Here is a 21,412-nt window from a genome sequence, read left to right on the forward strand (position 1 = left end):
GTCTTACTCCCGAATCAACGATTAGCGCAGAGTGACCAGGGTCTGAAGCACCTGATCCTGAGTCTTGATGGTCTGGGCATTGGCCTGATAGTTACGCTGGGCAACGATCATGTTGACCAGCTGCGAAGACAGGTCGACGTTGGAATTTTCCACCGCGCCGGCCACCAGGCCACCCAGCTGACCGGTGCCCGCCTTGCCAAGCAGCGGCTGACCGGAGTCGGAGGTCTCGACCCAGCCGTTGTCACCGACCGGCTGAAGCCCTTGGGTGTTACGGAAGTTGGCAAGCGCCACCTGACCAAGCAGCTTGGTCTGGTCGTTGGAGTAGCTGGCGATCAGCGAGCCGTCGTCATCGATGGAAATACCGGTCAGCGCGCCGGAGGTGTAGCCGTCCTGACTGATATCGTTGACTGCGAAATCATCACCGAACTGAGTGGTGCCATCAAAGCTGACATCAAAATTCATCGCGGCACCACCGCCCGCAGGCGTGAAAGCGACATTCAAGTTCTGGCCGGCGGGATTTAACTGACCGTTGGAGTCGAATTGAACGGCGTTATTAGTACCCACGACATTGTCATCATTGAAGGCTGTGACAGTCCACTCATTGGGATTGGCTGAGTTCTTGGAAAAATACAGGTTGATAGGCTGTGTGTTGCCCAAAGAATCGTAAGCCGTCATCGTCGTAGTGAAATTGTACGACGCGTCATTTCCTGGATTAATGCCATTGGCGCCAGCTACTGTGGTATCCGGTGTAGAAGCCACAGAATTTGAATCCAGGTTCATGACTACGCCACCGGCTTCGGTCGCCTTGGATGGCATGTTATCGGTCGGCACTTCAAGCGCGGCCGGCTGGCCGCCAAGCGCCTGCTTGGCAGCGGCCGCGTTCTCGGCAGTCAGTACGACGCCGTTGCCCTGAGCCTGGTAGCCGGTCAGGCGCGCCCCGGTGGCGTTGGCCAGAAAGCCATCCTTGGTCAGGGTAAGCTGGCCGTTGCGCGAATAAGTGGTCTGAGCGCCGTCGTTGAAACGGAAGAAGCCGTCGCCGTTGATCGCGAGGTCGAGGTCGCGATCAGTAGTTTCGATCGAGCCGGAGCTGAAGCTCTGGGTAATGGCGGCAACCTTCGTACCAAGCCCCTTGGCGCCGGCATAGATGTCGGCAAATTCCGCCCGGCTTGATTTGTAGCCGACGGTCGCCGAGTTGGCGATGTTGTTACCAATGACGTCCAGGTTGCTGCTGGCGGCATTGATCCCGCTTACCCCTTGAGAAAATGACATGATGCGTTCCTCAGTGTTTCGTTGACGGTGTTTCGATGACCGGGCCAGAAGGCACCGGGGTCACGTCACGCGGTTTAAAGAATCTGATAGACATCACCAAGCGCGATGGCCTTGGTGCCGATATCCAACCGGGTGTCGTCCCCGATCGTGTTGACGCCCTGCACGTAGGCGTAATTCAAGGTCTTGGCCGGAAGCTGGCCTTCGCTGTTTTCTGCAGCGATGGACACGCGGTAGTTCTCACCGGAGGCGGCCTGGGTGCCATCATCCTTTTTCCCATCCCAATAGAAGGACTGAGTACCGGCACTGATTGCGCCCATATCGTAGGTTCGAACCACATTGCCCACGTTGTCCTTGATGGTGACGGTCACATCGCTTGCGGGCTTATCTAGCGCCACACCGAACGGCGTGATCACGCCCTCCTTGCCCACCTTGATGTCATTGCCCTCGACCATCACGCCCTTGCCTGCAAGCGCTGAGGCTTGCAGCTGCTGGGTCTTGCTGATCTGACCGGTGATAGCGCTCAGGGTGGTATTGAGATCCTGGATGCCGCTGACCGTGTTGATCTGGGCGATCTGTGAGGTCATTTCCGAGTTTTCCATCGGATTGAGCGGATCCTGGTTCTGCATCTGCGTGATCAAGAGCGTTAAAAACTGATCGGTCATCTCTTGGGCACTTGAGGCCGAAGACATCGCCCCGCCTGCTGCCGGGTTGACGCTTGGCGCCCCATTGATCGAACTCATTACAGAATTGCTGATGGCCATGGCGACGCTCCGTTACTCACCCATGGTGAGCGTTTTCAACATGAGGGATTTGTTGGTGTTGAGAACTTCCACGTTGGCCTGATAGGACTTCGACGCCGAAATCATATTGACCATCTCTGCTGACGGGTCGACGTTGGGCATGCGGACATAGCCCTGGTCGTCGGCCATCGGATTCTTGGGGTCGAACATCATGCGAAACGGGGAATCATCCTCGATGACCTCCGACACACGAACGCCGCCAGTGGCTTGGCCAGGCGCTGCGTCGAGCTGAAACTTCACGTGCTTGGCTCGGTACGGCTCGCCGTCCGGGCCTGCGACGCTGTCGGCGTTGGCAAGGTTACTGGCGGTGACGTTCATTCGCTGCGACTGCGCTGTCAGTGCCGACCCCGCGATGTTAAAAACGTTAAACATGCTCATCGGTTATCGCTCCGGTTGCATGGCTGATTTCAGCCCCTTGATCTTGTTCGAAAGTATCTGAAGGTCGGATTGGTAATGAACCGAGTTTTCCGCAAAGTTCACGCGCTCCATATCCATATCAACCGTATTCCCATCCAGGCTTGGCTGTGCGGGTATCCGATACTTGAGCGAAGACGTGGCAGAGAAGGCATCCCCTTGGCCGGCGATATGCCCCTGCGCGGTGCGAGCCATCTCGAGCCCACCCGAGCCTCCAGCACCCTTATGGGACACGGCCTGATTGAGCGCGTCCTTGAAATCGAAATCGCGGGCCTTGTAACCGGGGGTGTCTGCGTTGGCAATGTTGGCCGATAGAACTTCCTGACGTTCGGCGCGCAGATTGAGCGCTTGCTGGAAGTAATTCAGCGACTGATTCAGCTTATCGATCATCGCGATTTACCCATCGAGTAATGCGAAAGTTTGGTTTTCCAGACGTAAGCTACAGGACTTCGGTTACACCAATGCTTAAAAAAGGCAATATTTAGTACGTCATTTCACGTCATGTTACACTTTGAAACCTTCCTAGAATGCCTCCATCTGCCAAGATGGGTATACCGGCATGAAGACAACTCTGATAACCAGGTTTGAATCGCTCGGCGCAAAGCGCACCGTTGTGCCTGTGCTTCTTGCACTCGTGGCCTTGCTCATGTGCATGAGCACCTACGCCAATACGGGCCGGTCAGATCAACCGCGCGAAGACACCGAAACCGACGTGCTGAAGACAACGCTTGCCCGCTTTATCGAGCAGCGCACGCCAGTGACGCCCGACCAAACTCTGCACGTGGACGTTCTAATGCCCCATGGCACACTCGGAGCGTGTCACAACCCCCAACCGTTCATGCCCAATGCGGGGGGGCGGCTTAGAAGTACGATTACGGTCGGGCTACGCTGTCCGGATAACCAGCCGGTCACCCGCTACTTTCAGGCGCGTATTCGTTTGGAAGGGAACTATTACGTTGCAAAGGCGCCGCTCGATACCGGCCATGTGATTCGAACAAGCGATTTGATCGCGCGTCGAGGCGATCTAACTGCACTGTCGAAACAGCTGGTAACTACACGCTCAGCGCTTGTCGGCCAGATTACGACGCGTCGTATCGGTTCCAGGCTTCCGATTCTCGAGAACATGGTGAAATCACCGGACCTCATCGCTCGAGGCGATGAGATCAGCGTTATCGCACAAGGCAAGGGGTTCTATCTGACCAGCTCTGGGATTGCCCTGAACTCGGCAGGCAAGGGCGATTCAGTACGTATCAAAACGGAACGTGGAACGATCATTCGAGGACAGGCGACGGCACCGCAGCGCGCGGTCGTTCGTTTCTGAGGCGGCCTCATACTTGAACTACGCAACGCCTTAAATTTGTAACACTTTGATACGAAAATACACCTCAAACCAATAAAGTGCCCCCTATTCACGTCGATAATGCCTACAGCACAGTCACAACGACTTTTAAACATTACCGAATAGAGGCTAACCAACGTGAAAATCACTACGAACTACACCGCAAACACTCAAGCTGCCGACGCGAAAGCCAACGTTCGCAAGGCCGCCGAGCCGGAAGTTGCAAAAACCGGCGCACCGGAGTCTTCTGCACGGTGGCAGCCTTCAAGTGCAGCAGACACCTCACATGACATCGATACCGCTCGAGTCGATGCCATCAAGGAAGCTATTCGTGACGGCCGCTTCGAGGTCGATGCCTCGAAAATCGCTGATGGCCTGATCTCTAGCGCCCAAGAGCTCTTATCGGAAAAATAAGCCATGACCGCGACTGTATTTGCACCTGATGCCACGCTTCGCCAAAAGGTATTGGACACCCTGGTTGGCGAATACAAGGCACTTCACGCCTTCATTGAGCTGCTTGAACGAGAGCAGGCCCTGCTCCAGAACACCGACTCGGTCGATGTAGACACGTTCAACCAGGTCGTGGAGCGCAAATCCGCCCTCTCCGAGCGCCTGGAGCGCCTTAGTGCCGCTCGTTTGGCACTGGTGGGAGAGCATGTCGGTAATACGAGCCGTCAGAGTATTGCCCGCTTCATGAGTGCGTGCGGGCTGAACCGGCAGTGGCAGGATTTTCTGAAGCAGGTCGCAAAGGCAGAACAGATCAATCGACTCAATGGCCTCAAGTTGCAGATACGCGCCGATCACAACCAGCGCGCACTGCGTGTACTGCATGAGGCGGCCGGCATGTCACTTTATGGCGCCAATGGCCAATCGCATGCTCGAGGAGGTTCAAATCTTTACAGCAAAGCCTGATTCCTGCAAACGCTCAGGTCATCGCCGCCGATAATTCACGATGACCTGAATGTCATCGATGTGTACGTCACGTCTCAAACGCCCATTGCCAGGCATCGAAAAGCGAAGTTGGAACGCCTGTGCGGCACGCTCCCCTTCGAACGCTTTGGTCTTGCCCGCCTCTTGTGTAAGCCGCTCACAACGCACCCGACTGGCACTGCACAACTCCGCCTTGAGCGCCGTCGTTGATGGGCGCGCATGAAACCGCCAGTGAACAGAAGTCACTATGGCATCACCGGGCACATGACTCGGGCCAGACGCCAACGCCTCGCTGAAAAAATGCCACTGCGACTGGGTCACGTTAAGCCCAGAGCTTTGAGCTACCCATGCGCCGGAGCCTGCACTTGCACTTGCACTTGCACTTGCACTTGCACTGCAGCAGAACATGGCCCCCGCCAGCATGCCCAATCGCCACAGGCACTGAGTACGCGCCACGGTATTATCCCGCCTCAGCCAGAGCGCACTGCCCCAGCGCATTAACCATCGCACAAAGCTTGAGGGTTGCCTTGAGCATGGCGTTGGCGCTGGGCTGGCGACCGGTTCGAGTCATTTTCAGTACTTGATCACGCATGATGCGCCCGTTATCACTGCGGTCATGCTTCAACCGCCAGGCCACCATGGAGGCTTGCGATGCTGCAAAGGCGCGCACTAACGCATCACTTGCAAAGGCCTCGCTCGCCAGTTCGTTTTCGGCACGGCGCGACAGTGGCCCATGCGCTTCAACGGTTAACGTACGCGAGATCCAAAGCGCCATGTCTTCCAGATAATTGCGTTGGTCAAGAAGCCCCTGATCAAGGCCGTAGCGACTGGTGACCCGCTCCTGGGTTACCGGGTCGACCAGCCGCGCGGCCACAAAACGTACCGACTGATCCACGCCGCCTTCCTCCACCGCGGCGTCAAGCCACCCGAGCTGAAGGCGAAGCTCCCGATCCTTGTGCAGCACCATACCGGCATCGTCGAACAGCATTTCATTGGCAAGTGCTGCCATGGTCATGCGCTCACCGCCGTGTTCGATTTTCATGTTGCCGCGCACCATGGCACGCCAGCTGACTCCGAACTGGGCCAGGGCCTCACGGGTGGTGTGATCCGGCAACTGGGTAAAGTGATGTCGAAGTGCTGCCTCGGGCACCTGTTCCGACAGCCAGACCGCTCGGCCAATCATGGACACCGGGAGCCCCTTGACGGGAAGAAAGGTCGCCACAGGCAGCGCATCGAATTCAGAGAACAACAGGGCAGGTTTTGCACTGCCATTGGCCTTTTTCTGCCAGAACACATCAAGCCGGCCAAAACCCGCCTCCGAGTGCTTGAGCGCACCGATCTGCTGTCCCGGGTCGGTCAATGCCTGTGCGCCATCCCTCGAGCCCCAAAGGCGCTCAAGAGTTCGAAACCCGCCGACCTCATCGCGCAGATAATGCACGCAGGCATTGAGTCGGCGCCCTTCTCTTAGTACCTGCCCCGCCCATTGGTCAGGCACCGACACCTCGGTTGCACCCACCTGGGCCTGAAAGAGTTCACTTGGCATGCTGAACGCGGTTTCCGGCCGCGGCGTCATCACAAGCTTTGCAAGCCCCTGAGCGCGCTGCCAGATCAAATGCTCGGTGATGTTCTGGCCATTGGTCAGACACAGCACATTCAAATGATGGCGAGCGGCGACATCGATGGCGCTGCTGATGTGGAGAGCCTCGTCAGTCTTTGAAAGTATACAGTCCGCCACGCGCCCGCCCGGCAGTTCGGTGATGGCCTTGTGATAGACCTGAGCCACGTCGTCGAGCGTGTCGCCATGGCGCGTGCTATCAAGGACCAGCACCGGCCGGAGGCGCTGATCGTTCAACGGCAGCATGGCAAGCTGTTCGCTGACACGCTCATCGCGCTGACCCACGCCCACGGTGTCGATCAGGATGAGCCGCTTGTTCGAAAGACGCCCTACCATCTCGGCGAGTTCTTCACGAGAGCGGGCGGCGTACGCCTCGACCCCGAACAGCTTGCCGTAGGTCAGAAGCTGCTCGCGACCTCCCACACGGTGCGTGTCGGTTGTGATCAACGCGATACTTTCCTTGCTGCCTCGCATCGAAAACCGTGCAGCAAGCTTGGCGACCGTCGTGGTCTTGCCAACCCCGGTCGGGCCGACCAGGGCGAAGATGCCTCCTCGCGTCAGCCATTCATCGTGCTCGCTGACCGACAGAAGCTGTGACAGCCCATCCTCGAGGCGTGCATCGACACTCTCGAAGGCTTGATTGGCGGTCTGCTGCCAAAGCGTTCGACACAGCGTTTCGCTCAAGCCGTGCTGGATACCGGCACGAACGAACGTGTCTTCTGGTGAAATGACGGCCTTGGCAGTGCGCCCTGAGCGTGCCGAAGGCTCTGCGCTGGACAACACGGCTTTCATCGACTGCATCTCACTGAGCAGCGACGCCATCATCGTCTGGGTACTGTCCGATGCGCCGGTCTCCAGTGTCGGCGCGGGCAATGATGGCGGAACGTCTGCGGCCACGGTCTTTGGCTTGGAGACCGTATCGATGTCGTCATAATCGAGCAGCGCCACCACTTCGACCCCGCCATCGATATTGCGACTGGAAAGAATCATGGCTTCATTACCAAGCTCCGCCCTCAGCCGTTTCATGGCCTCTCGATGGGTCGGTGCAAAGAACTGGCGTGTGTTCATTGAGCGCGGCCTCCAATCATGATCTCGATACGCACGGTACGGTCATCGGGAATTTCCGCCTGAGACAGCACGATGAGCTGCTTGACCTGGCGGCGCAAGAAACGTGACATGAGCGATCTCAGGTTGTGCTGAACCACCAGAACCGGGGGTAGCCCCTGCGCCTCGAAGCGGTTGACGGCGTCGGTTACCTGAGTGATCAGCGTGTCGGCAAGGCCCGGCTCGAGCCCGCCATTATTGCCAAGGGCCTGGGTCATCATTTGTTCAAGCTGACCATCAAGCCCGATGACTCGAATCGGGTTATCGCTTTCAAAGTAGTGCTGAGTGATTGCACGCCCAAGCGCGACACGGATTGCGGCCACCAGCTCGCCCGGATCCTTGGTATGCGCCGTATGCTCTGCAAGCGTGTCCATGATGGTTCGAAGATCGCGAATCGGGACGTTTTCATCCAGAAGCATTTGAAGAATGCGCTGGAAGGTGCTGACGGTGATGGACTTGGGAATCACGTCCTCGACCAGCGATGCATCTTCCTGCTTGAGCCGGTCGACCAGTTTCTGGACTTCCTGACGCCCCAGCATCTCGCTCGCATGCTCGCTCATCAGATGATTCAAATGGGTGGCGATGACGGTACTGGCATCCACCACCGTATAGCCAAGCATTTGCGCCTGATCGCGTTGCCCCTCGTTGATCCAGGTGGCCGGCAGGCCAAAGGCAGGGTCAGTGGTCTTGCGACCTTCGAGCTGGCCGGTTGCTTCGCCGGGATTGATGGCAAGCCACTGCCCCGGATAGGATTCTCCGCGACCGATCTCGACCCCCTTCATGGTGATCTGATAGGCCTGCGGCTGAAACTTGAGGTTGTCACGAATGTGCACCACCGGCGGCAGAAATCCGATTTCCTGGGCGTACTTCTTGCGCACACTCTTGATGCGTTTGAGCAGCTCACCGTCCTGCTGGGAGTCCACCAGCGAGATCAGCCGATGACCGACCTCAAGCCCGAGCGGATCAACCATTTGAACGTCATCCCAACTGGCTTCATTGGCATCGATTCCGGCCGAGGCCGCACTTTGAGCCTTGCGCTCTTTGATCGCCTCGCTGGCCTTGGCGGTTTTTTCCTGCTGCGTGAGCCACCAGCCAATCCCACCGAGCAGCGCTGTGAACAGCAGAAACACCAGATTCGGCATGCCGGGAACGAGCCCAAGTAACCCCATAACGCCTGCTGCCAGAAACATGACGCGCGGATTTGCAAACAGCTGGCCGATGAGCTGCTGGCCCACATCCTGCTCGGTATTGACCCGTGAAACCGTAACACCGGCGGCGGTTGAAATGACCAGTGCGGGGATCTGGGCCACCAGACCATCACCGATAGTCAATAGCGTATAGGTCCGTGCAGCCGTGCTCATGTCAAGCCCGTGCTGGGCAACCCCCACGACCAGTCCACCAATGATGTTGATAACCATGATCAGAATGCCGGCCACGGCGTCACCGCGAACAAACTTGCTCGCACCGTCCATGGATCCGAAGAAATCGGATTCCTGAGAAATCTCGGAGCGTCGGGCCTTGGCCGTTTCTTCATCGATCAGACCGGCATTTAGATCAGCATCGATGGCCATCTGCTTGCCCGGCATGGCATCGAGCGTGAAGCGCGCGCCGACTTCCGCGATTCGCCCCGCCCCCTTGGTGATAACCATGAAATTGATCACGACCAGAATCACGAAGACGACCAGACCGACCGCGAAGTTGCCACCGATCAGGAACTCACCGAAGGCCTGAATGACTTCACCAGCCGCGTCGCCGCCCTCGTGGCCGTTCATCAGAACCACCCGCGTCGAGGCCACGTTCAGAGACAATCGCAAGAGCGTCGAAAACAGCAGAACCGCCGGAAACGCCGCGAACTCAAGCGGTTTGGTGGTGAACATGCTGACCAGAAGTACCATGATCGCCAGCGCGATGTTGAACGTGAACAGCAGATCCAGGATGAAAGGCGGCAGGGGCAGAATCATCATCGACAAGATCATGATGATCAGAACCGGCCCAGCCAGGAACTTGAGCTGAGAGGAATTCTGCAGGCCCGTGCGGCTCAAGAACGTATTGAAGACGTTGTTCATCGGTCAGTACTCACAGTGGCCGGAGAAATATCCATCTCGGCGGGAACAGGAAGTTCGGTCGGTGTATCGGGGTGATCGCCACCCTCCTGGTGATACCGTTTCAGCTGATAGACCCACGCCAGGACCTCGGCGACCGCTGAATAAAGCGGCCCCGGGATTTCCTGATCGAGATCCACGTGCGCATGAAGCGCACGGGCAAGCGGCGGCGCCTCGAGTTGAGGCACATGATGTTCGTTACCGAGCGCCTTGATCTTCTGCGCGATGTGATCGGTGCCCTTGGCAATCACTCTGGGCGCGCCCATGTCGTCGGTGTATTTGAGCGCCACTGCAAAATGCGTCGGGTTGGTCACGATCACATCGGCCTCCGGCACTTTGCTCATCATGCGGTTTCGCGCCATCGCCTGTTGCTGTTGACGAATGCGCGCCTTGATCTGCGGGTCGCCCTCGGATTCCTTGTGTTCTTTCTTGATTTCATCAAGGCTCATGCGAAGCTTTTTATTGTGCGACCAGATCTGGTACGGCACATCGATCCCTACCACCACCACGAAACCGGCAACGATTACGGTGCAGCACAGAAGTATCAGCGTGAGTGAGTGAGAAATTCCCTGACGGGTCGACTCATTGGCAAGCCCGAGCAGTTCACCCAGAAACAGGTAAATGAACCCGGCGGCGGTCACGCCGATCAAAAGCGCCTTGGCAATACCCTTGGTGAGCTCGATCAGCGCCTGGGTCGAGAAGATGCGCTTGATCCCCTTGATAGGGTCGAGTTTTTTAAGGTCGGGTGTCAGTGATTTTGTTGCAAACAACCACCCGCCAAGCAGTGCCGGCGCGATTATCGCCATGATGGTCAGCACCACCATCAAGGGCGCCACACCAAGCACCGCAGCCTCCAGCACCATGGCGATATGAATGAATAGACGAGACGTATCGAAAGCTTCTTCACGGCCGAAATCAAAGCCGATGCTCATGACATCGGTCATATAATCCCCGAGATAGCCGGACATGATCCAGAAGCTCGCCACACCGGCCAAAAGCATCATGAAGGTCGAAAGCTCACGCGAGCGCGCGACCTGACCGTCCTCGCGCGCCTTTTCAAGGCGCCTCGGCGTGGGGTCTTCTGTCTTTTCCTGATCGCTGTCGTCTGACATTTACGCGCCTCATTCACGTACCGCTTTGGTCGTGAATGTATTGTCGCGGGTCTTTGTCAGCACGATAGATAAAATAGCGCGCGAATCGAGAGGTTATTTCTCGATTCGCGACAAGGAAGGCAACGTGTGGCGCAAGGCGCCAGAAGGTTAAAAGCCGAGGCTGTCGAGCAGGTCGTCGACCTGAGACTGGTCGGCCACCACATCGGATTTTTCCTGTGGATTGACCTGAGGACCGTTGAGCAACGAGTTCTTGGTCTTTTCCTCGTTTTCAGAGCTAAGCTTGACCCGAGTTTCTTCGGGGATGTTGTTCAAGAGCACTTGAACGAGCTGTTGTTCGATCTCGCGGATCACATCGACCATCCGCTTGATCACCTGCCCGGTCAGATCCTGGAAATCCTGAGCCATCATGATGTCCATGAGCTGGGCGTTGGTTGCCTTGGTCTGATCCGGCACCCATTTAAGATACGCTCGTGTATCCTGTACCAGCTCCTTGGCATCGTCGAGTTCAAGGGGCGATTCGAACCACTTGGCCCATCGCTCATCGAGCTCAAGTGCGACTTCCTCGACCTTGTCCTGAAGCGGCTGAGCCACATCGATGGCATTGAGTGACCGCTCAGCCGCCTGCTCGGTCATGGTCGCGATATAGTTCAGTCGATCGCGTGCATCGGGAATCGCCTGAGCCGCTTTCTCGACTTCGCGGTCAAGGCCCAGATCGCGCATACTTTCATGCAAGACGCGCGTCAGTCGCCCGATCTGCGAAATCACATCATCATCACTTGAGGCGCTACGCTGAGTGTCAGTCATCACCCCATCCCCCTTTCAGCTATGGTGGTTACTTGCCGAGCTTCTCGAAGATCTTGTTCAGTTTCTCCTCGAGCGTCGCAGCAGTGAAAGGTTTGACGACATAGCCATTAGCACCCGCCTGAGCCGCCGCAATGATGTTTTCCTTCTTCGCCTCGGCCGTAACCATCAGGACCGGCAGGTGGGACAGTGAATCATCCGCTCGAATGCTTTTGAGCATCTCGAGACCGTCGAGGTTTGGCATATTCCAGTCGGAGACCACGAACTCGAATTCGCCAGACTTCAGCTTTTCAAGCCCCTGTGCGCCATCTTCAGCTTCTTCAACGTTGGTATAGCCAAGTTCCTTCAAAAGGTTACGGACAATTCGACGCATTGTCGGGAAGTCGTCCACAACCAGGATTTTGATGTTTTTATCGCTCATTTTGGCATCCTAATTAGCTAGTGTTTCCAGATTCATCGCGCTTTAAACGCGTAACCCCTGCCGATTGCTCCCATTGAGACAGGCCATCGCCCGTTCGCTCATCGAGGTTATGGGTACAATTTCATCGGCGGCTCCAAGAGCGATCGCCTCGCGTGGCATACCAAAGACCACGCAGGTCGCTTCATCCTGGGCCAGAGTCCGCGCCCCGGCATTTTTCATGTTCAAAAGGCCGGCAGCGCCGTCTTTTCCCATCCCCGTCAGGATGATACCAACGGCATTTTTGCCCGCATTTTTAGCCGCAGAATCAAATAAAACATCGACCGAGGGGCGATGACGGTTAACCGGCTCGCTGTATTCAAGCTCGATCACGTAGTTTGCCCCGCTGCGCGCGAGTTTCAGATGCGCATCACCGCCGGGAGCGATATAAGCATGGCCAGGAAGAACACGTTCGCCGTGCTCGGCTTCCTTGACGGTGATGGCGCACAGAGAATCCATGCGCTCGGCAAACGAACGAGTGAAGCCACCGGGCATGTGCTGCGTAATCACGACAGCCGGGCTATCAGAAGGCAACGGCATCAGAAATTCGCGAATGGCCTCGGTACCGCCGGTCGACGACCCAACGATGAACAGCTTCTCACTGGACAAAAACGGCGTCTTGACCGAGGTCGGTGGCGCGGTATTTTGCTTGTGCTGTGGCGTGAGGCGCTTCAGCCTCGCCTTGGACGCCGCGCGGATCTTGTCGGAAATGAGCGTTGTGTATTCGAGCATGCCGTTTCGAATGCCAAGCTCTGGCTTGGTCACGAAATCAACGGCTCCAAGCTCCAGCGCGCGCATGGTAACTTCCGACCCTCGGGCTGTCAGCGACGATACCATCACCACTGGCATCGGCCTTAAACGCATCAGCTTTTCGAGGAAGTCGAGCCCATCCATGCGAGGCATCTCGACATCAAGTGTCAACACATCGGGGTTGTGTTTCTTGATGAGTTCACGGGCAATCAATGGATCCGGTGCGGTGGTGACCATTTCCATGTCTGGCTGACTATTTATGATTTCAGACATCAGACTGCGAATGAGTGCAGAGTCATCGACACACAAAACTTTTATCTTGTTCAAGATTGCACTCCCCCCAGTTTTTTACTTTTCACCTGGTTTATATTGTCAAACAGCTCGATCGAAGGCGCTTTCTTCTTGCCAGAGGAGGCCAATGTTTTCGCAAGCGATTTCTCGCGGCTCTCGATCTGTGCATCCCTGGATTTAAGACGCCGAACCATGGCCTGCCCGCTTCGAGGCAGATAATTGACCCGCCGCGGAAACTTGTCCTTGAGGTCTTGCGCCACCACACGAATGCGCTCGAGCTCCAGGTACCTCAAAATGAATTCCGAGTTGCGCTCACCGATTCGGGAAACACTCATGTCACTCAGAACCGTCGCGCCGCCGAACACCTTGGCCTCCAGGCGCTCGCGCTTGGCGCCGGCGCTCAGAAGCGCATTGATCAAAACCTCCATCGCGTAGGCGCCATAGCGCATCGAGGCCGACCCCGTCTGAACCGATGGACCGCTGTCATCCGGCAGCATGAAGTGATTCATGCCCCCCACCCCTAATACCGGGTCGCGGATGCAGGCTGCAATGCATGACCCCAGTACGGTGGTCAAGAGCATGTCGTCATCGCTTACGTAGTACTCGTTAGGCAGCAGCTTGACGGCCTTCACGCTGAACTCACGATCGAAGTAGTGATGCGTGGCAAGGCTTTCGATATCAGCTGCCGCCTTGTCCCTGTGATGGCTGGTTCGTGTCATCGAAATCAACCCCGCCCTTTCTGAGCCAGTTCATATACGGTATGCCCCCGCAGCCTGAACGCCTTGGTGATGTAGCTGAAGTTTTCAGAATGCCCCGCAAACAAAAGGCCATCGGGTTTCAGGTACGTCGCAAAGCGCTCAAGAATCTTGGCTTGGGTGGGCTTATCGAAATAGATCATGACGTTACGGCAAAAGATCACATCGAAGGGGCCATCAAGCTCCCAACGAGGCGCCAGCAGATTGAGCTGTTCGAACTGGATCAGGCTGCGCAGGTTGTCCTGCGCACGCACCATACCTGCGCGAGCGCCCTTGCCCTTTTGAAAGTACTTTCTCAACTGCTCCTGACTGATCTTGCTGACCTGATTATCCGAGTAAACGCCCGCACGCGCCTTGGCAAGGGCACTGGTATCAATGTCGGTAGCAATCAGGCTCGCCGAGGCATTCATGCCCAGTGCATCTCGAAGCGTAATCGCGATCGAATAGGGCTCCTCGCCGGTCGAGGCTGCACTGCACCAGACCTTGAACTGACCTTGAGACTTTTTCTTGAGCGCGTGCTCAGACAGCAGCGGAAAATGATGCATTTCGCGAAAGAAGGAAGTCAGGTTTGTGGTCAGCGAGTTAACGAACTGCTCCCACTCCGCAGAATCCTCATCACTTTCCAGATGCGACAAATAATCACTGAAGCGCTGCAGTCCAAGCCCTCTCAGCCGCTTTGCGAGACGGCTATAGACCATTTCACGCTTGTGATCGGCCAATGCGATACCGGCCCTTTCATAAATGAGCTTTCTGATGCGATCGAAATCCCCATCGGTCAGCATCAAGTCACGAGTCTCTTTAACGGCTTGCACGGTTGGATCTCCTCCACCATCGACCGGCCCCGGGGATCAGAACGCTTCCCAGCTGTGGTCTTCTTTTGGATGCATGCCCTTGGCGGGGCGCCCCGACTGTTTGGGTGACGGCGCTGAGGTCTTGGTCACCGCCTTCGCTGCACCTGCATTACTTTTGCTGCTTTGTTTTGTTATCGGCGAGGATTGCAAACCTTTGATATGAAAAATGGACATTGCGTAATTGAGTTCATCCACCTGCTCGGACATCGACGAAGACGCCGCTACCGTTTCTTCCGCCATGGCCGCATTCTGCTGAGTGGCCTGGTCGATCGAGACCACCGCCTGGCGCATCTGCTCGAGCCCGTCACTCTGTTCTCGAGAGGCTTGAGAAATATCAGTAATCAGCTGGTTGACCTGTCTAATCGACTCGGTGATCTCACCCATGGTCTTGCCGGCTTTTTCGACCATATCCGTACCCACCTTGACCCGATCAGAGGAGGTATCGATCAGCGCGCGAATGTCTTTTGACGCACTGGCACTTCGACTTGCAAGGTTTCGCACTTCATTGGCCACCACGGCAAACCCGCGGCCCTGTTCGCCGGCTCGCGCCGCTTCGACGGACGCGTTCAAGGCAAGAAGATTGGTCTGAAATGCGATCGAATCGATGATGCCGATGATGTCGGCGATCTTCTGGGAGCTTTCGTTGATGGCCTGCATGGTTCGAACGACATCGCTGACTTCCTTGCCCCCCTGATCCACCAGCTTGCTCGACGACTCTGAGAGCGTCTTGGCATGCCCTGCGTTACCACTGTTTTGCTGTACCGTCGACATCAGCTCTTCCATACCTGCCGACGTCTGCTCCAGTGAGGCGGCCTGCGCTTCCGTGCGAGAGGAGAAATGCTGACTTGCGGTCGTTATTTCCTGAGACGCCGGCGCCATTAGAGCGCTGTTGGCCTGAACATCGTTCAATATGCTGACCAACCCCTTGCGCATGCGGCTAAGCGACTGCTGAAGCTGACCGACCTCGTCACTGCTGTTAACAGTGATGTCGCTGGTCAAATTACCCAGCCCGATCTGCTCGGAAAGCGCCAGAGCCTCATGGAGCGGCTTTACGATCTTTTGATACAAACGCCAGGCAAGCCAAGCCGATAGACCTGCAGCCCCCAACGCACATAGGAGCCCCGGCCACATGCCCTGCGAGGCAAGCGCATTGATTTGGGCAGCCAGTTCAGGACTTTGGCGCAGGACATCGGACTGACCAACGAGGGCCTTCACTTGATCAAGGGCACCCAGGCTTTGGTAGGCGATTGCACCGGAGGCGATCATGCCGGCGCCGGCCGCCGTACAGACGCCACCAAGTCGCATGGCAATCGAAGGCTTTGTAAACAGAGCGATCCAGCGAGCAGGACCTCGCGTCTTGATCTGACCGTCTTTCAGATAAACGCGCTTGCCCTGTCCTGCGTTCAGTGCCGCATAGGTCTTGGTGGCAAGCTGCTTGTCCGAATCACTGATCTTGACGCGGACCGAGGCATACCCAACCACCTTGCCCTCAACCCTGATGGGCGAGACAGTGGCATCGACCCAGTAATGATCCCCATTCTTGCATCGGTTTTTGACATAGCCCCGCCAGGTTCTTCCTGCCTTGACGGTTTTCCACAAGTTACCGAACGCGACCGGGGGCATATCCGGGTGACGTACCAGATTGTGCGGTGAGCCAATCAATTCTTCTCGGCTGTACCCACTGACCTTGATAAACGCCGGATTGGCAAAGGTAATGTAGCCTTTCAAATCGGTTTTGGAGATCAGGTAATCTTCGGTATCGAGTGGGTATTCTCTGCCGGTAACGTGAGTCGACATGTCATGTGCGCCTTTCTAAATTAGATTTGAATCGTCAAAAAAATTAACGGCGCACGGTTTTTTTTCTTTATTAGCAACAAAAAAAGCCACCGCAAGCGGTGGCTCTAAATAAAGTTTGGATTAAAAGTTCAGTGCTTGGTCACGCTGCAACTTCATCAACCAGCGCCATTTCGGTACTGCTCATCATTTTTTCGATATCCATCAGGATCAGCATACGGTCTTCGATGCTGCCAAGGCCCATGATGAATTCCGAGGAAAGCGCCGTGCCGAAATCAGGAGAATCCTTGATCTGCTCGGGCGAAAGCGTCAGTACATCCGAGACACCATCGACCACAACGCCCACAACGCGATGTCCGATATTGAGCACGATCACAACGGTCTGCTGATTGTACTGAGCTTCACCGACCGCAAACTTGATGCGCAGATCAAGGATCGGAACGATGACACCGCGCAGGTTAGTGACGCCCTTGATGAACTCGGGGGCATTGGCAATGCGTGTCACGCCGTCATACCCTCGGATCTCCTGCACTTTCAGGATGTCGATGCCGTACTCTTCCTCACCGATTCGGAAGATAAGAAACTCGTTGCCTTCCACGTCGTGCTGCTGATCCGTCATGTGATTTTCCATGGTATTGCCCCAAAAATTAGTGAACGGTTGCCGAAGAGCGGGATGACTCGCCTCGACGATCTCTGCTGATGCGCTGTAGTGCTGGCACATCGAGAATCAGCGCCACACTGCCATCTCCCATGATGGTGGCCGCGGATATACCCGGCACCTTGCGATAATTGGTTTCAAGGTTCTTGACCACGACCTGGTGCTGGCCAATCAGTTGATCGACAAGCAGTGCACAGTGTCGCCCCTCACTTTGAACGATCATGACAATGCCTTGCGTCACATCCGTTTGGGCACTGGGCACGTTGAACACCTTGTGCAACTCGACCAGCGGCAGATATTCCCCTCGGACATAAATCACCTGATCCTGGCCCGCGACCTTGTTGATCTCCTCAGTCTTGACCTGGATCGACTCCATGATCGCCCCAAGCGGCAAGATGAAGACCTCATCGCCCACCTTGACCGACATGCCGTCAAGAATGGCAAGCGTCAGGGGCAGAACGATGCGGGTCGTCGACCCCTTGCCTGCCTGGGAAAGAATATCGACGTGACCGCCCATTTGTTGAATGTTTCGCTTCACGACATCCATGCCGACGCCCCGCCCGGAAACGTCCGTGATTTCATCGGCCGTTGAGAAGCCCGGCGCGAAAATGAGCTGCCAGACGTCTTCATCACTCATGGTGTCGGAAATCTGGATGCCCGAGGATTGTGCCTTGGAGAGAATCTTTTCACGGTTGAGTCCAGCGCCGTCGTCTGAAACCTCAATCAGGATATTGCCCCCCTGATGCTGGGCAGAGAGCGTTAGTTTACCAACGCGGTGCTTACCGGCCGCTTCACGCTTATCCGGCAATTCGATGCCATGATCGAGGCAGTTACGTACAAGGTGCGTCAACGGGTCGATGATGCGCTCTATAAGCCCCTTGTCGAGCTCGGTCGATTTGCCCACCGTGACCAGTTCGATCTCCTTGCCGAGCTTGCCGGCCAAATCACGAACAAGCCGCGGGAAACGATTGAACACGTAGTCCATCGGCATCATGCGCACCGACATCACCGCTTCCTGAAGATCCCGGGCGTTGCGCTGAAGCTGGGTCATCCCGTTCAGAAGCTGACCATAGGCCACCGGATCAAGCCCTTGGGTGGTCTGCTCGAGCATCGACTGAGTAATAACAAGCTCGCCCACCAGATTGATGATCTGATCGACTTTTTCGGTAGATACACGAAGCGAGGCGTCACTGCCGTTACCAGCCTTGGCAGGTTTCTTGGGCGCAGCCGGCTTGGCGGTGGCCTTCTTGTCGTCTTCGGGTTTCTTTGCAGCGGGCTGGGCAGCACTTGCAGACGGCTGCTCCGCAACAGGCGCCGGAGCCGATTGAACAGGCTCGCTCGCCTCTGCGCCACTGGTTTCCTTGATCGAAATCTGGCCGGCATCCAGCACGAAACACAGAACCGCCTCGATATCATCGACAGGCTCCTGGGTTTCGATCGATACGGTCAACGTGCCCTCGGAGAACTCTGAGTGCTTGATGGCCCCAAACAGCGCCAGCTCCTCGGTCAGAGTATCCTTTTCGTCTTCTTCGATCTTGGTAAGCGTCAGCGTCAATACCCGAGCTGCAGCGTCTGCGCCGGCTGCAGGCTGCGCGGCAGGCTTGGGCGCAGCCACCTTGGGCGCACCGCCTTCCACACGCTCTTCGGCAATGCGCTTTAGGGTGTTACAAATACGCTCGAACGCTTCTGGATCGGGCTCTTCCTGATTGCGGTAGGCATTCAACTGATCTGTAAGCATATCTTTTGTTTCCAAGAAGATATCGATGATTTCACGATCGAGCGTAAGCTCGTTATGACGAGCCCGATCCAGAAGGTTTTCGAAAATATGGGTCGTTTCCTGAAGCACGGTGAAACCGAACGTCCCCGCACCTCCCTTGATCGAGTGGGCTGCACGAAAAATGGCGTTGAGCTGTTCGCTGTCTGGCTCATCGATATCGATATCGAGCAGCAGGTGCTCCATTTCATTGAGAAGCTCTTCCGCTTCTTCAAAGAACGTTTGGTAAAACTCGGTAATATCCATGCTCATAGTGATCTCTCGATGCCGTGATAGGGATAAGGGCCAGTCGCGACCTAGCTCATCAACTGAGCAGCAAGCTCGACCAGGCTTTCAGGGTCGAACGGCTTGGACAGCCAACCATTGGCCCCTGCATCGCGCGCAACCTGCTTGAAGTGATCCTGGGACTCGGACGTCAACACCAGAATGGGGGTGGCATCGAACTCAGACATGGCTCTCAGTTCGGCGATGAGCTTGTCCCCATCCATTTTCGGCATGTGCCAATCGGTAATGACCAGATCAAAGGTCTCGCCACTTCGTGCCTTTTCGAGTGCATCTTCTCCATCGACGGCGCTTACGACATGCCAGCCTTCTGCCTCAAGGGCCGCGACCATGATCTTTCTGATAAGCGCCGAATCATCTGCCAAAAGTATTGAATACATAGTGTTTACTTTTCTTTGAACATCATGGACACGGTGCACGCCAACACAGAGCACCCCCCGCTTACCCCTATTATCGTTCGACGCCGCCCGATTCTTTAGATGGCATCAACGGGCTTTTAAACACCGGAATACCACCGGCTTCACTCATTTCATCCAGCATCCGCCGTTCGCTGTCCTGATTGAGCATCAAGATACTGATTCGCCGGTTGATCGGTGCGTCCGGCGTGTCCGGGTCAAGACTCATCGTCGCGGCAAGTCCGATCACACGGAACAGCTTCTGACTGTCCAGACCGCCCGCCACAAGCTCGCGGCGCGCCGCATTCGCTCGGTCACTCGATAACTCCCAGTTGCTGTACGCAGCGTCCCCGGCGGCATAAGGCAAGTCGTCGGTGTGGCCTGAAATCGTAATGTGATTTGGAAGCTCGTTGAGTACGGGGGCAATCGTTCGCAGAACCTTTCGCATATAAGGCACGATATCGGCGCTTCCGATCTTGAACATGGGCCGGTTGTTGCTGTCGATGATTTGTATGCGGAGCCCGTCCGGGGTCATTTCGATCTTGAGCTGCTCTTGAAGCGCCCTGAGCGCCGGGTCCTGCTGAATCAAGCTGTCGAGCCGAAACTTGAGCTGGCGTAGCTCGGCGTCATCAAGCCTGTAGGCGTGAGGCGTGATAACGACTTTCTTGACCTCACCTTCCTGGTGGGTAACGTCATCCCCGCCTCCAGGGATCGCGCTGTTGCTGGCCGAGTTCTTGTCACCCCCAAACATCGCCACCTTAAGCGGTGTATTGAAGTATTCGCTGATGGCTTCGAGCTCGGCCTCACTTGAACCGGACAGCAACCACATCACCAGGAAGAAGGCCATCATGGCCGTCATGAAATCGGCATAGGCGATCTTCCAACTGCCATGTGCGCCGTGATCAGACTTTTTCTTCCGTTTAATGACGATTGGGCGTCGTGCGTTATGGTTCATGTCCGCTCCTTAGCCGGCCGGCTTGGACTTGACACTGCGGACGTGCTCTTCGAGTTCGCTGAATGACGGTCTCTCGGAGGCGAACAGCGCTTTACGACCAAACTCGACAGCAAGTGGCGGTGCGTAACCATTCAGGTTGGCAAGCAGCGTCACCTTGATGCACTGAAGCATCTTGACCATCTCTTCAACATGATGCTTGACCTTGTTGGCAAGCGGGGTAACGAACCCATAGGCCAACAAAATACCCAGGAAGGTTCCCACCATCGCATTGGCGATCAGGGGCCCAATCTGCTCGGGCTCGAGCCCTTCGGCACCCAGGGTATGTACTACCCCCATGACGGCCGCGACAATACCGAAGGCCGGCAGGCCATCACCTACAGCGCTGATGCTGTGCGCCGGCACTTCGGCCTCGTGTTGAAACGTCTCGATCTCATGGTCCATCAGGGATTCGATCTCGAACGGATCCATGTTGCCGCTGATCATGAGTCGCAGGTAATCAGTCAGAAACTCCATCAGAAGCGGGTCGTTAACAAGGGCGGGATATTGAGAAAAGATTGGGCTGTCTTCTGGAGCGTCGATATCCTTTTCAAGCGCCATCATGCCTTCCTGACGACCCTTGGCGAGAATCAGGTACAAAAGCCCCATCAGATCGAGAAACATCTCCTTGTTGTAATGACTGCTTTTCATCAGCTTGGGCAGGATGCGAATGGTTGCCTTGATGCCATGTCCGCTATTGGATGCGATGAACGCGCCCATTCCTGCACCAAAAATGATGACGATTTCCGCAGGTTGCCAGAGCGCGCCAAGATGTCCGCCAACCATTAGGTAGCCGCCGAAAACACACGCGACAACAGCGATATAGCCAATGATGATAAGCACGTTTTTCCCCTGCCAAGTAGTTATCTACGTTCCATAAACGGCGACGGGGGTAAAACCTTGAGCTGCGACCCTGCCCCCTCAGCAA

22 protein-coding genes are annotated in these 21,412 nt (G+C 56.2%); 3 read left to right on the top strand and 19 right to left on the bottom strand.

Annotated elements, in window-relative coordinates; all coding sequences use genetic code 11:
- Positions 1–21: 21 nt before the first annotated feature.
- The 4 genes from flgE to flgB all read right to left on the bottom strand — a co-directional run bounded on the left by flgE (position 22) and on the right by flgB (position 2,873).
- Positions 22–1,269: a flagellar hook protein FlgE gene (flgE, locus tag NAT49_RS03745; protein ID WP_251590418.1), complete on the bottom strand. Its 1,248-nt coding sequence runs from the start codon at positions 1,267–1,269 to the stop codon at positions 22–24.
- A gap of 74 nt (positions 1,270–1,343) precedes the next feature.
- Positions 1,344–2,030 (bottom strand): flagellar hook assembly protein FlgD, encoded by a 687-nt coding sequence (locus tag NAT49_RS03750; protein ID WP_251590420.1) that lies wholly within the window; start codon positions 2,028–2,030, stop codon positions 1,344–1,346.
- 12 nt (positions 2,031–2,042) lie between these two features.
- Positions 2,043–2,447, bottom strand: coding sequence for a flagellar basal body rod protein FlgC (gene flgC / locus NAT49_RS03755; RefSeq protein WP_251590422.1), 405 nt, complete (start codon positions 2,445–2,447; stop codon positions 2,043–2,045).
- 3 nt (positions 2,448–2,450) lie between these two features.
- Positions 2,451–2,873 carry a flagellar basal body rod protein FlgB gene (gene flgB, locus NAT49_RS03760; RefSeq protein ID WP_251590429.1) on the bottom strand — a complete coding sequence of 141 codons (423 nt, stop codon included), beginning with the start codon at positions 2,871–2,873 and terminating at the stop codon, positions 2,451–2,453.
- 169 nt (positions 2,874–3,042) lie between these two features.
- Here flgB and flgA point away from each other — a divergent pair, with 169 nt between their 5' ends.
- The 3 genes from flgA to NAT49_RS03775 all read left to right on the top strand — a co-directional run bounded on the left by flgA (position 3,043) and on the right by NAT49_RS03775 (position 4,734).
- On the top strand, positions 3,043–3,804 hold the full coding sequence (gene flgA, locus NAT49_RS03765; RefSeq protein WP_251590438.1) for a flagellar basal body P-ring formation chaperone FlgA: 762 nt from the start codon (positions 3,043–3,045) through the stop codon (positions 3,802–3,804).
- A 156-nt stretch (positions 3,805–3,960) separates the two neighbouring features.
- Positions 3,961–4,236, top strand: a complete 276-nt coding sequence (gene flgM, locus NAT49_RS03770; RefSeq protein WP_251590447.1) for a flagellar biosynthesis anti-sigma factor FlgM — start codon at positions 3,961–3,963, stop codon at positions 4,234–4,236.
- A gap of 3 nt (positions 4,237–4,239) precedes the next feature.
- A complete protein-coding gene (locus NAT49_RS03775) occupies positions 4,240–4,734 on the top strand; it encodes a flagella synthesis protein FlgN (protein ID WP_251590449.1) in 495 nt (164 codons plus the stop codon).
- A gap of 18 nt (positions 4,735–4,752) precedes the next feature.
- Here the strand turns inward: NAT49_RS03775 and NAT49_RS03780 are convergent, their stop codons facing one another.
- The 15 genes from NAT49_RS03780 to motA all read right to left on the bottom strand — a co-directional run bounded on the left by NAT49_RS03780 (position 4,753) and on the right by motA (position 21,327).
- Positions 4,753–5,208: a flagellar protein FlhE gene (locus NAT49_RS03780; protein ID WP_251590451.1), complete on the bottom strand. Its 456-nt coding sequence runs from the start codon at positions 5,206–5,208 to the stop codon at positions 4,753–4,755.
- 4 nt (positions 5,209–5,212) lie between these two features.
- Positions 5,213–7,435 carry a flagellar biosynthesis GTPase FlhF gene (gene flhF / locus NAT49_RS03785; protein ID WP_251590459.1) on the bottom strand — a complete coding sequence of 741 codons (2,223 nt, stop codon included), beginning with the start codon at positions 7,433–7,435 and terminating at the stop codon, positions 5,213–5,215.
- A complete protein-coding gene (gene flhA / locus NAT49_RS03790) occupies positions 7,432–9,537 on the bottom strand; it encodes a flagellar biosynthesis protein FlhA (protein WP_251590461.1) in 2,106 nt (701 codons plus the stop codon). The genes flhF and flhA overlap by 4 nt, the downstream gene beginning before the upstream one ends.
- Entirely contained in the window at positions 9,534–10,685 is a 1,152-nt protein-coding gene (gene flhB / locus NAT49_RS03795; protein WP_251590463.1) for a flagellar biosynthesis protein FlhB, read from the bottom strand. The genes flhA and flhB overlap by 4 nt, the downstream gene beginning before the upstream one ends.
- A gap of 147 nt (positions 10,686–10,832) precedes the next feature.
- A complete protein-coding gene (gene cheZ, locus NAT49_RS03800) occupies positions 10,833–11,489 on the bottom strand; it encodes a protein phosphatase CheZ (protein WP_251590465.1) in 657 nt (218 codons plus the stop codon).
- A gap of 28 nt (positions 11,490–11,517) precedes the next feature.
- Positions 11,518–11,907 (bottom strand): chemotaxis response regulator CheY, encoded by a 390-nt coding sequence (cheY, locus tag NAT49_RS03805; protein WP_251590467.1) that lies wholly within the window; start codon positions 11,905–11,907, stop codon positions 11,518–11,520.
- Between the two features lie 42 nt (positions 11,908–11,949).
- The gene (locus NAT49_RS03810; protein WP_379860107.1) at positions 11,950–12,966 is read right to left on the bottom strand and encodes a protein-glutamate methylesterase/protein-glutamine glutaminase; all 1,017 of its coding nucleotides are present in this window, start codon (positions 12,964–12,966) and stop codon (positions 11,950–11,952) included.
- A 50-nt stretch (positions 12,967–13,016) separates the two neighbouring features.
- Entirely contained in the window at positions 13,017–13,703 is a 687-nt protein-coding gene (gene cheD / locus NAT49_RS03815) for a chemoreceptor glutamine deamidase CheD (protein WP_251590471.1), read from the bottom strand.
- 5 nt (positions 13,704–13,708) lie between these two features.
- Positions 13,709–14,521 carry a CheR family methyltransferase gene (locus NAT49_RS03820; RefSeq protein WP_251591935.1) on the bottom strand — a complete coding sequence of 271 codons (813 nt, stop codon included), beginning with the start codon at positions 14,519–14,521 and terminating at the stop codon, positions 13,709–13,711.
- Positions 14,522–14,587: 66 nt separating this feature from the next.
- Positions 14,588–16,387: a methyl-accepting chemotaxis protein gene (locus tag NAT49_RS03825; RefSeq protein ID WP_251590472.1), complete on the bottom strand. Its 1,800-nt coding sequence runs from the start codon at positions 16,385–16,387 to the stop codon at positions 14,588–14,590.
- A 139-nt stretch (positions 16,388–16,526) separates the two neighbouring features.
- A complete protein-coding gene (locus NAT49_RS03830; RefSeq protein WP_251590474.1) occupies positions 16,527–17,003 on the bottom strand; it encodes a chemotaxis protein CheW in 477 nt (158 codons plus the stop codon).
- A 28-nt stretch (positions 17,004–17,031) separates the two neighbouring features.
- Positions 17,032–19,062, bottom strand: coding sequence for a chemotaxis protein CheA (gene cheA / locus NAT49_RS03835; protein WP_251591937.1), 2,031 nt, complete (start codon positions 19,060–19,062; stop codon positions 17,032–17,034).
- A gap of 50 nt (positions 19,063–19,112) precedes the next feature.
- Positions 19,113–19,478, bottom strand: a complete 366-nt coding sequence (locus NAT49_RS03840) for a response regulator (RefSeq protein ID WP_251590476.1) — start codon at positions 19,476–19,478, stop codon at positions 19,113–19,115.
- A gap of 70 nt (positions 19,479–19,548) precedes the next feature.
- Complete coding sequence (motB, locus tag NAT49_RS03845; protein ID WP_251590478.1) at positions 19,549–20,448, bottom strand: flagellar motor protein MotB; 900 nt, start codon at positions 20,446–20,448, stop codon at positions 19,549–19,551.
- A 9-nt stretch (positions 20,449–20,457) separates the two neighbouring features.
- Positions 20,458–21,327 (bottom strand): flagellar motor stator protein MotA, encoded by an 870-nt coding sequence (gene motA, locus NAT49_RS03850; protein ID WP_251590480.1) that lies wholly within the window; start codon positions 21,325–21,327, stop codon positions 20,458–20,460.
- Positions 21,328–21,412: the final 85 nt, after the last annotated feature.

Source organism: Larsenimonas suaedae (assembly GCF_023712105.1).
Lineage (GTDB): Bacteria > Pseudomonadota > Gammaproteobacteria > Pseudomonadales > Halomonadaceae > Larsenimonas > Larsenimonas suaedae.

Excerpts from the sequence above, each read along its gene's own strand:
- flgE (WP_251590418.1), bottom strand. The coding sequence starts at position 1,269 with ATGTCATTTTCTCAAGGGGTAAGCGGGATCAATGCCGCCAGCAGCAAC.
- NAT49_RS03750 (WP_251590420.1), bottom strand. The coding sequence starts at position 2,030 with ATGGCCATCAGCAATTCTGTAATGAGTTCGATCAATGGGGCGCCAAGC.
- flgC (WP_251590422.1), bottom strand. The coding sequence starts at position 2,447 with ATGAGCATGTTTAACGTTTTTAACATCGCGGGGTCGGCACTGACAGCG.
- flgB (WP_251590429.1), bottom strand. The coding sequence starts at position 2,873 with ATGATCGATAAGCTGAATCAGTCGCTGAATTACTTCCAGCAAGCGCTC.
- flgA (WP_251590438.1), top strand. The coding sequence starts at position 3,043 with ATGAAGACAACTCTGATAACCAGGTTTGAATCGCTCGGCGCAAAGCGC.
- NAT49_RS03775 (WP_251590449.1), top strand. The coding sequence starts at position 4,240 with ATGACCGCGACTGTATTTGCACCTGATGCCACGCTTCGCCAAAAGGTA.
- flhF (WP_251590459.1), bottom strand. The coding sequence starts at position 7,435 with ATGAACACACGCCAGTTCTTTGCACCGACCCATCGAGAGGCCATGAAA.
- flhA (WP_251590461.1), bottom strand. The coding sequence starts at position 9,537 with ATGAACAACGTCTTCAATACGTTCTTGAGCCGCACGGGCCTGCAGAAT.
- flhB (WP_251590463.1), bottom strand. The coding sequence starts at position 10,685 with ATGTCAGACGACAGCGATCAGGAAAAGACAGAAGACCCCACGCCGAGG.
- cheZ (WP_251590465.1), bottom strand. The coding sequence starts at position 11,489 with ATGACTGACACTCAGCGTAGCGCCTCAAGTGATGATGATGTGATTTCG.
- cheY (WP_251590467.1), bottom strand. The coding sequence starts at position 11,907 with ATGAGCGATAAAAACATCAAAATCCTGGTTGTGGACGACTTCCCGACA.
- NAT49_RS03810 (WP_379860107.1), bottom strand. The coding sequence starts at position 12,966 with ATGTCTGAAATCATAAATAGTCAGCCAGACATGGAAATGGTCACCACC.
- cheD (WP_251590471.1), bottom strand. The coding sequence starts at position 13,703 with ATGACACGAACCAGCCATCACAGGGACAAGGCGGCAGCTGATATCGAA.
- NAT49_RS03820 (WP_251591935.1), bottom strand. The coding sequence starts at position 14,521 with ATGCTGACCGATGGGGATTTCGATCGCATCAGAAAGCTCATTTATGAA.
- NAT49_RS03825 (WP_251590472.1), bottom strand. The coding sequence starts at position 16,387 with ATGTCGACTCACGTTACCGGCAGAGAATACCCACTCGATACCGAAGAT.
- NAT49_RS03830 (WP_251590474.1), bottom strand. The coding sequence starts at position 17,003 with ATGACGGATCAGCAGCACGACGTGGAAGGCAACGAGTTTCTTATCTTC.
- cheA (WP_251591937.1), bottom strand. The coding sequence starts at position 19,062 with ATGGATATTACCGAGTTTTACCAAACGTTCTTTGAAGAAGCGGAAGAG.
- NAT49_RS03840 (WP_251590476.1), bottom strand. The coding sequence starts at position 19,478 with ATGTATTCAATACTTTTGGCAGATGATTCGGCGCTTATCAGAAAGATC.
- motB (WP_251590478.1), bottom strand. The coding sequence starts at position 20,448 with ATGAACCATAACGCACGACGCCCAATCGTCATTAAACGGAAGAAAAAG.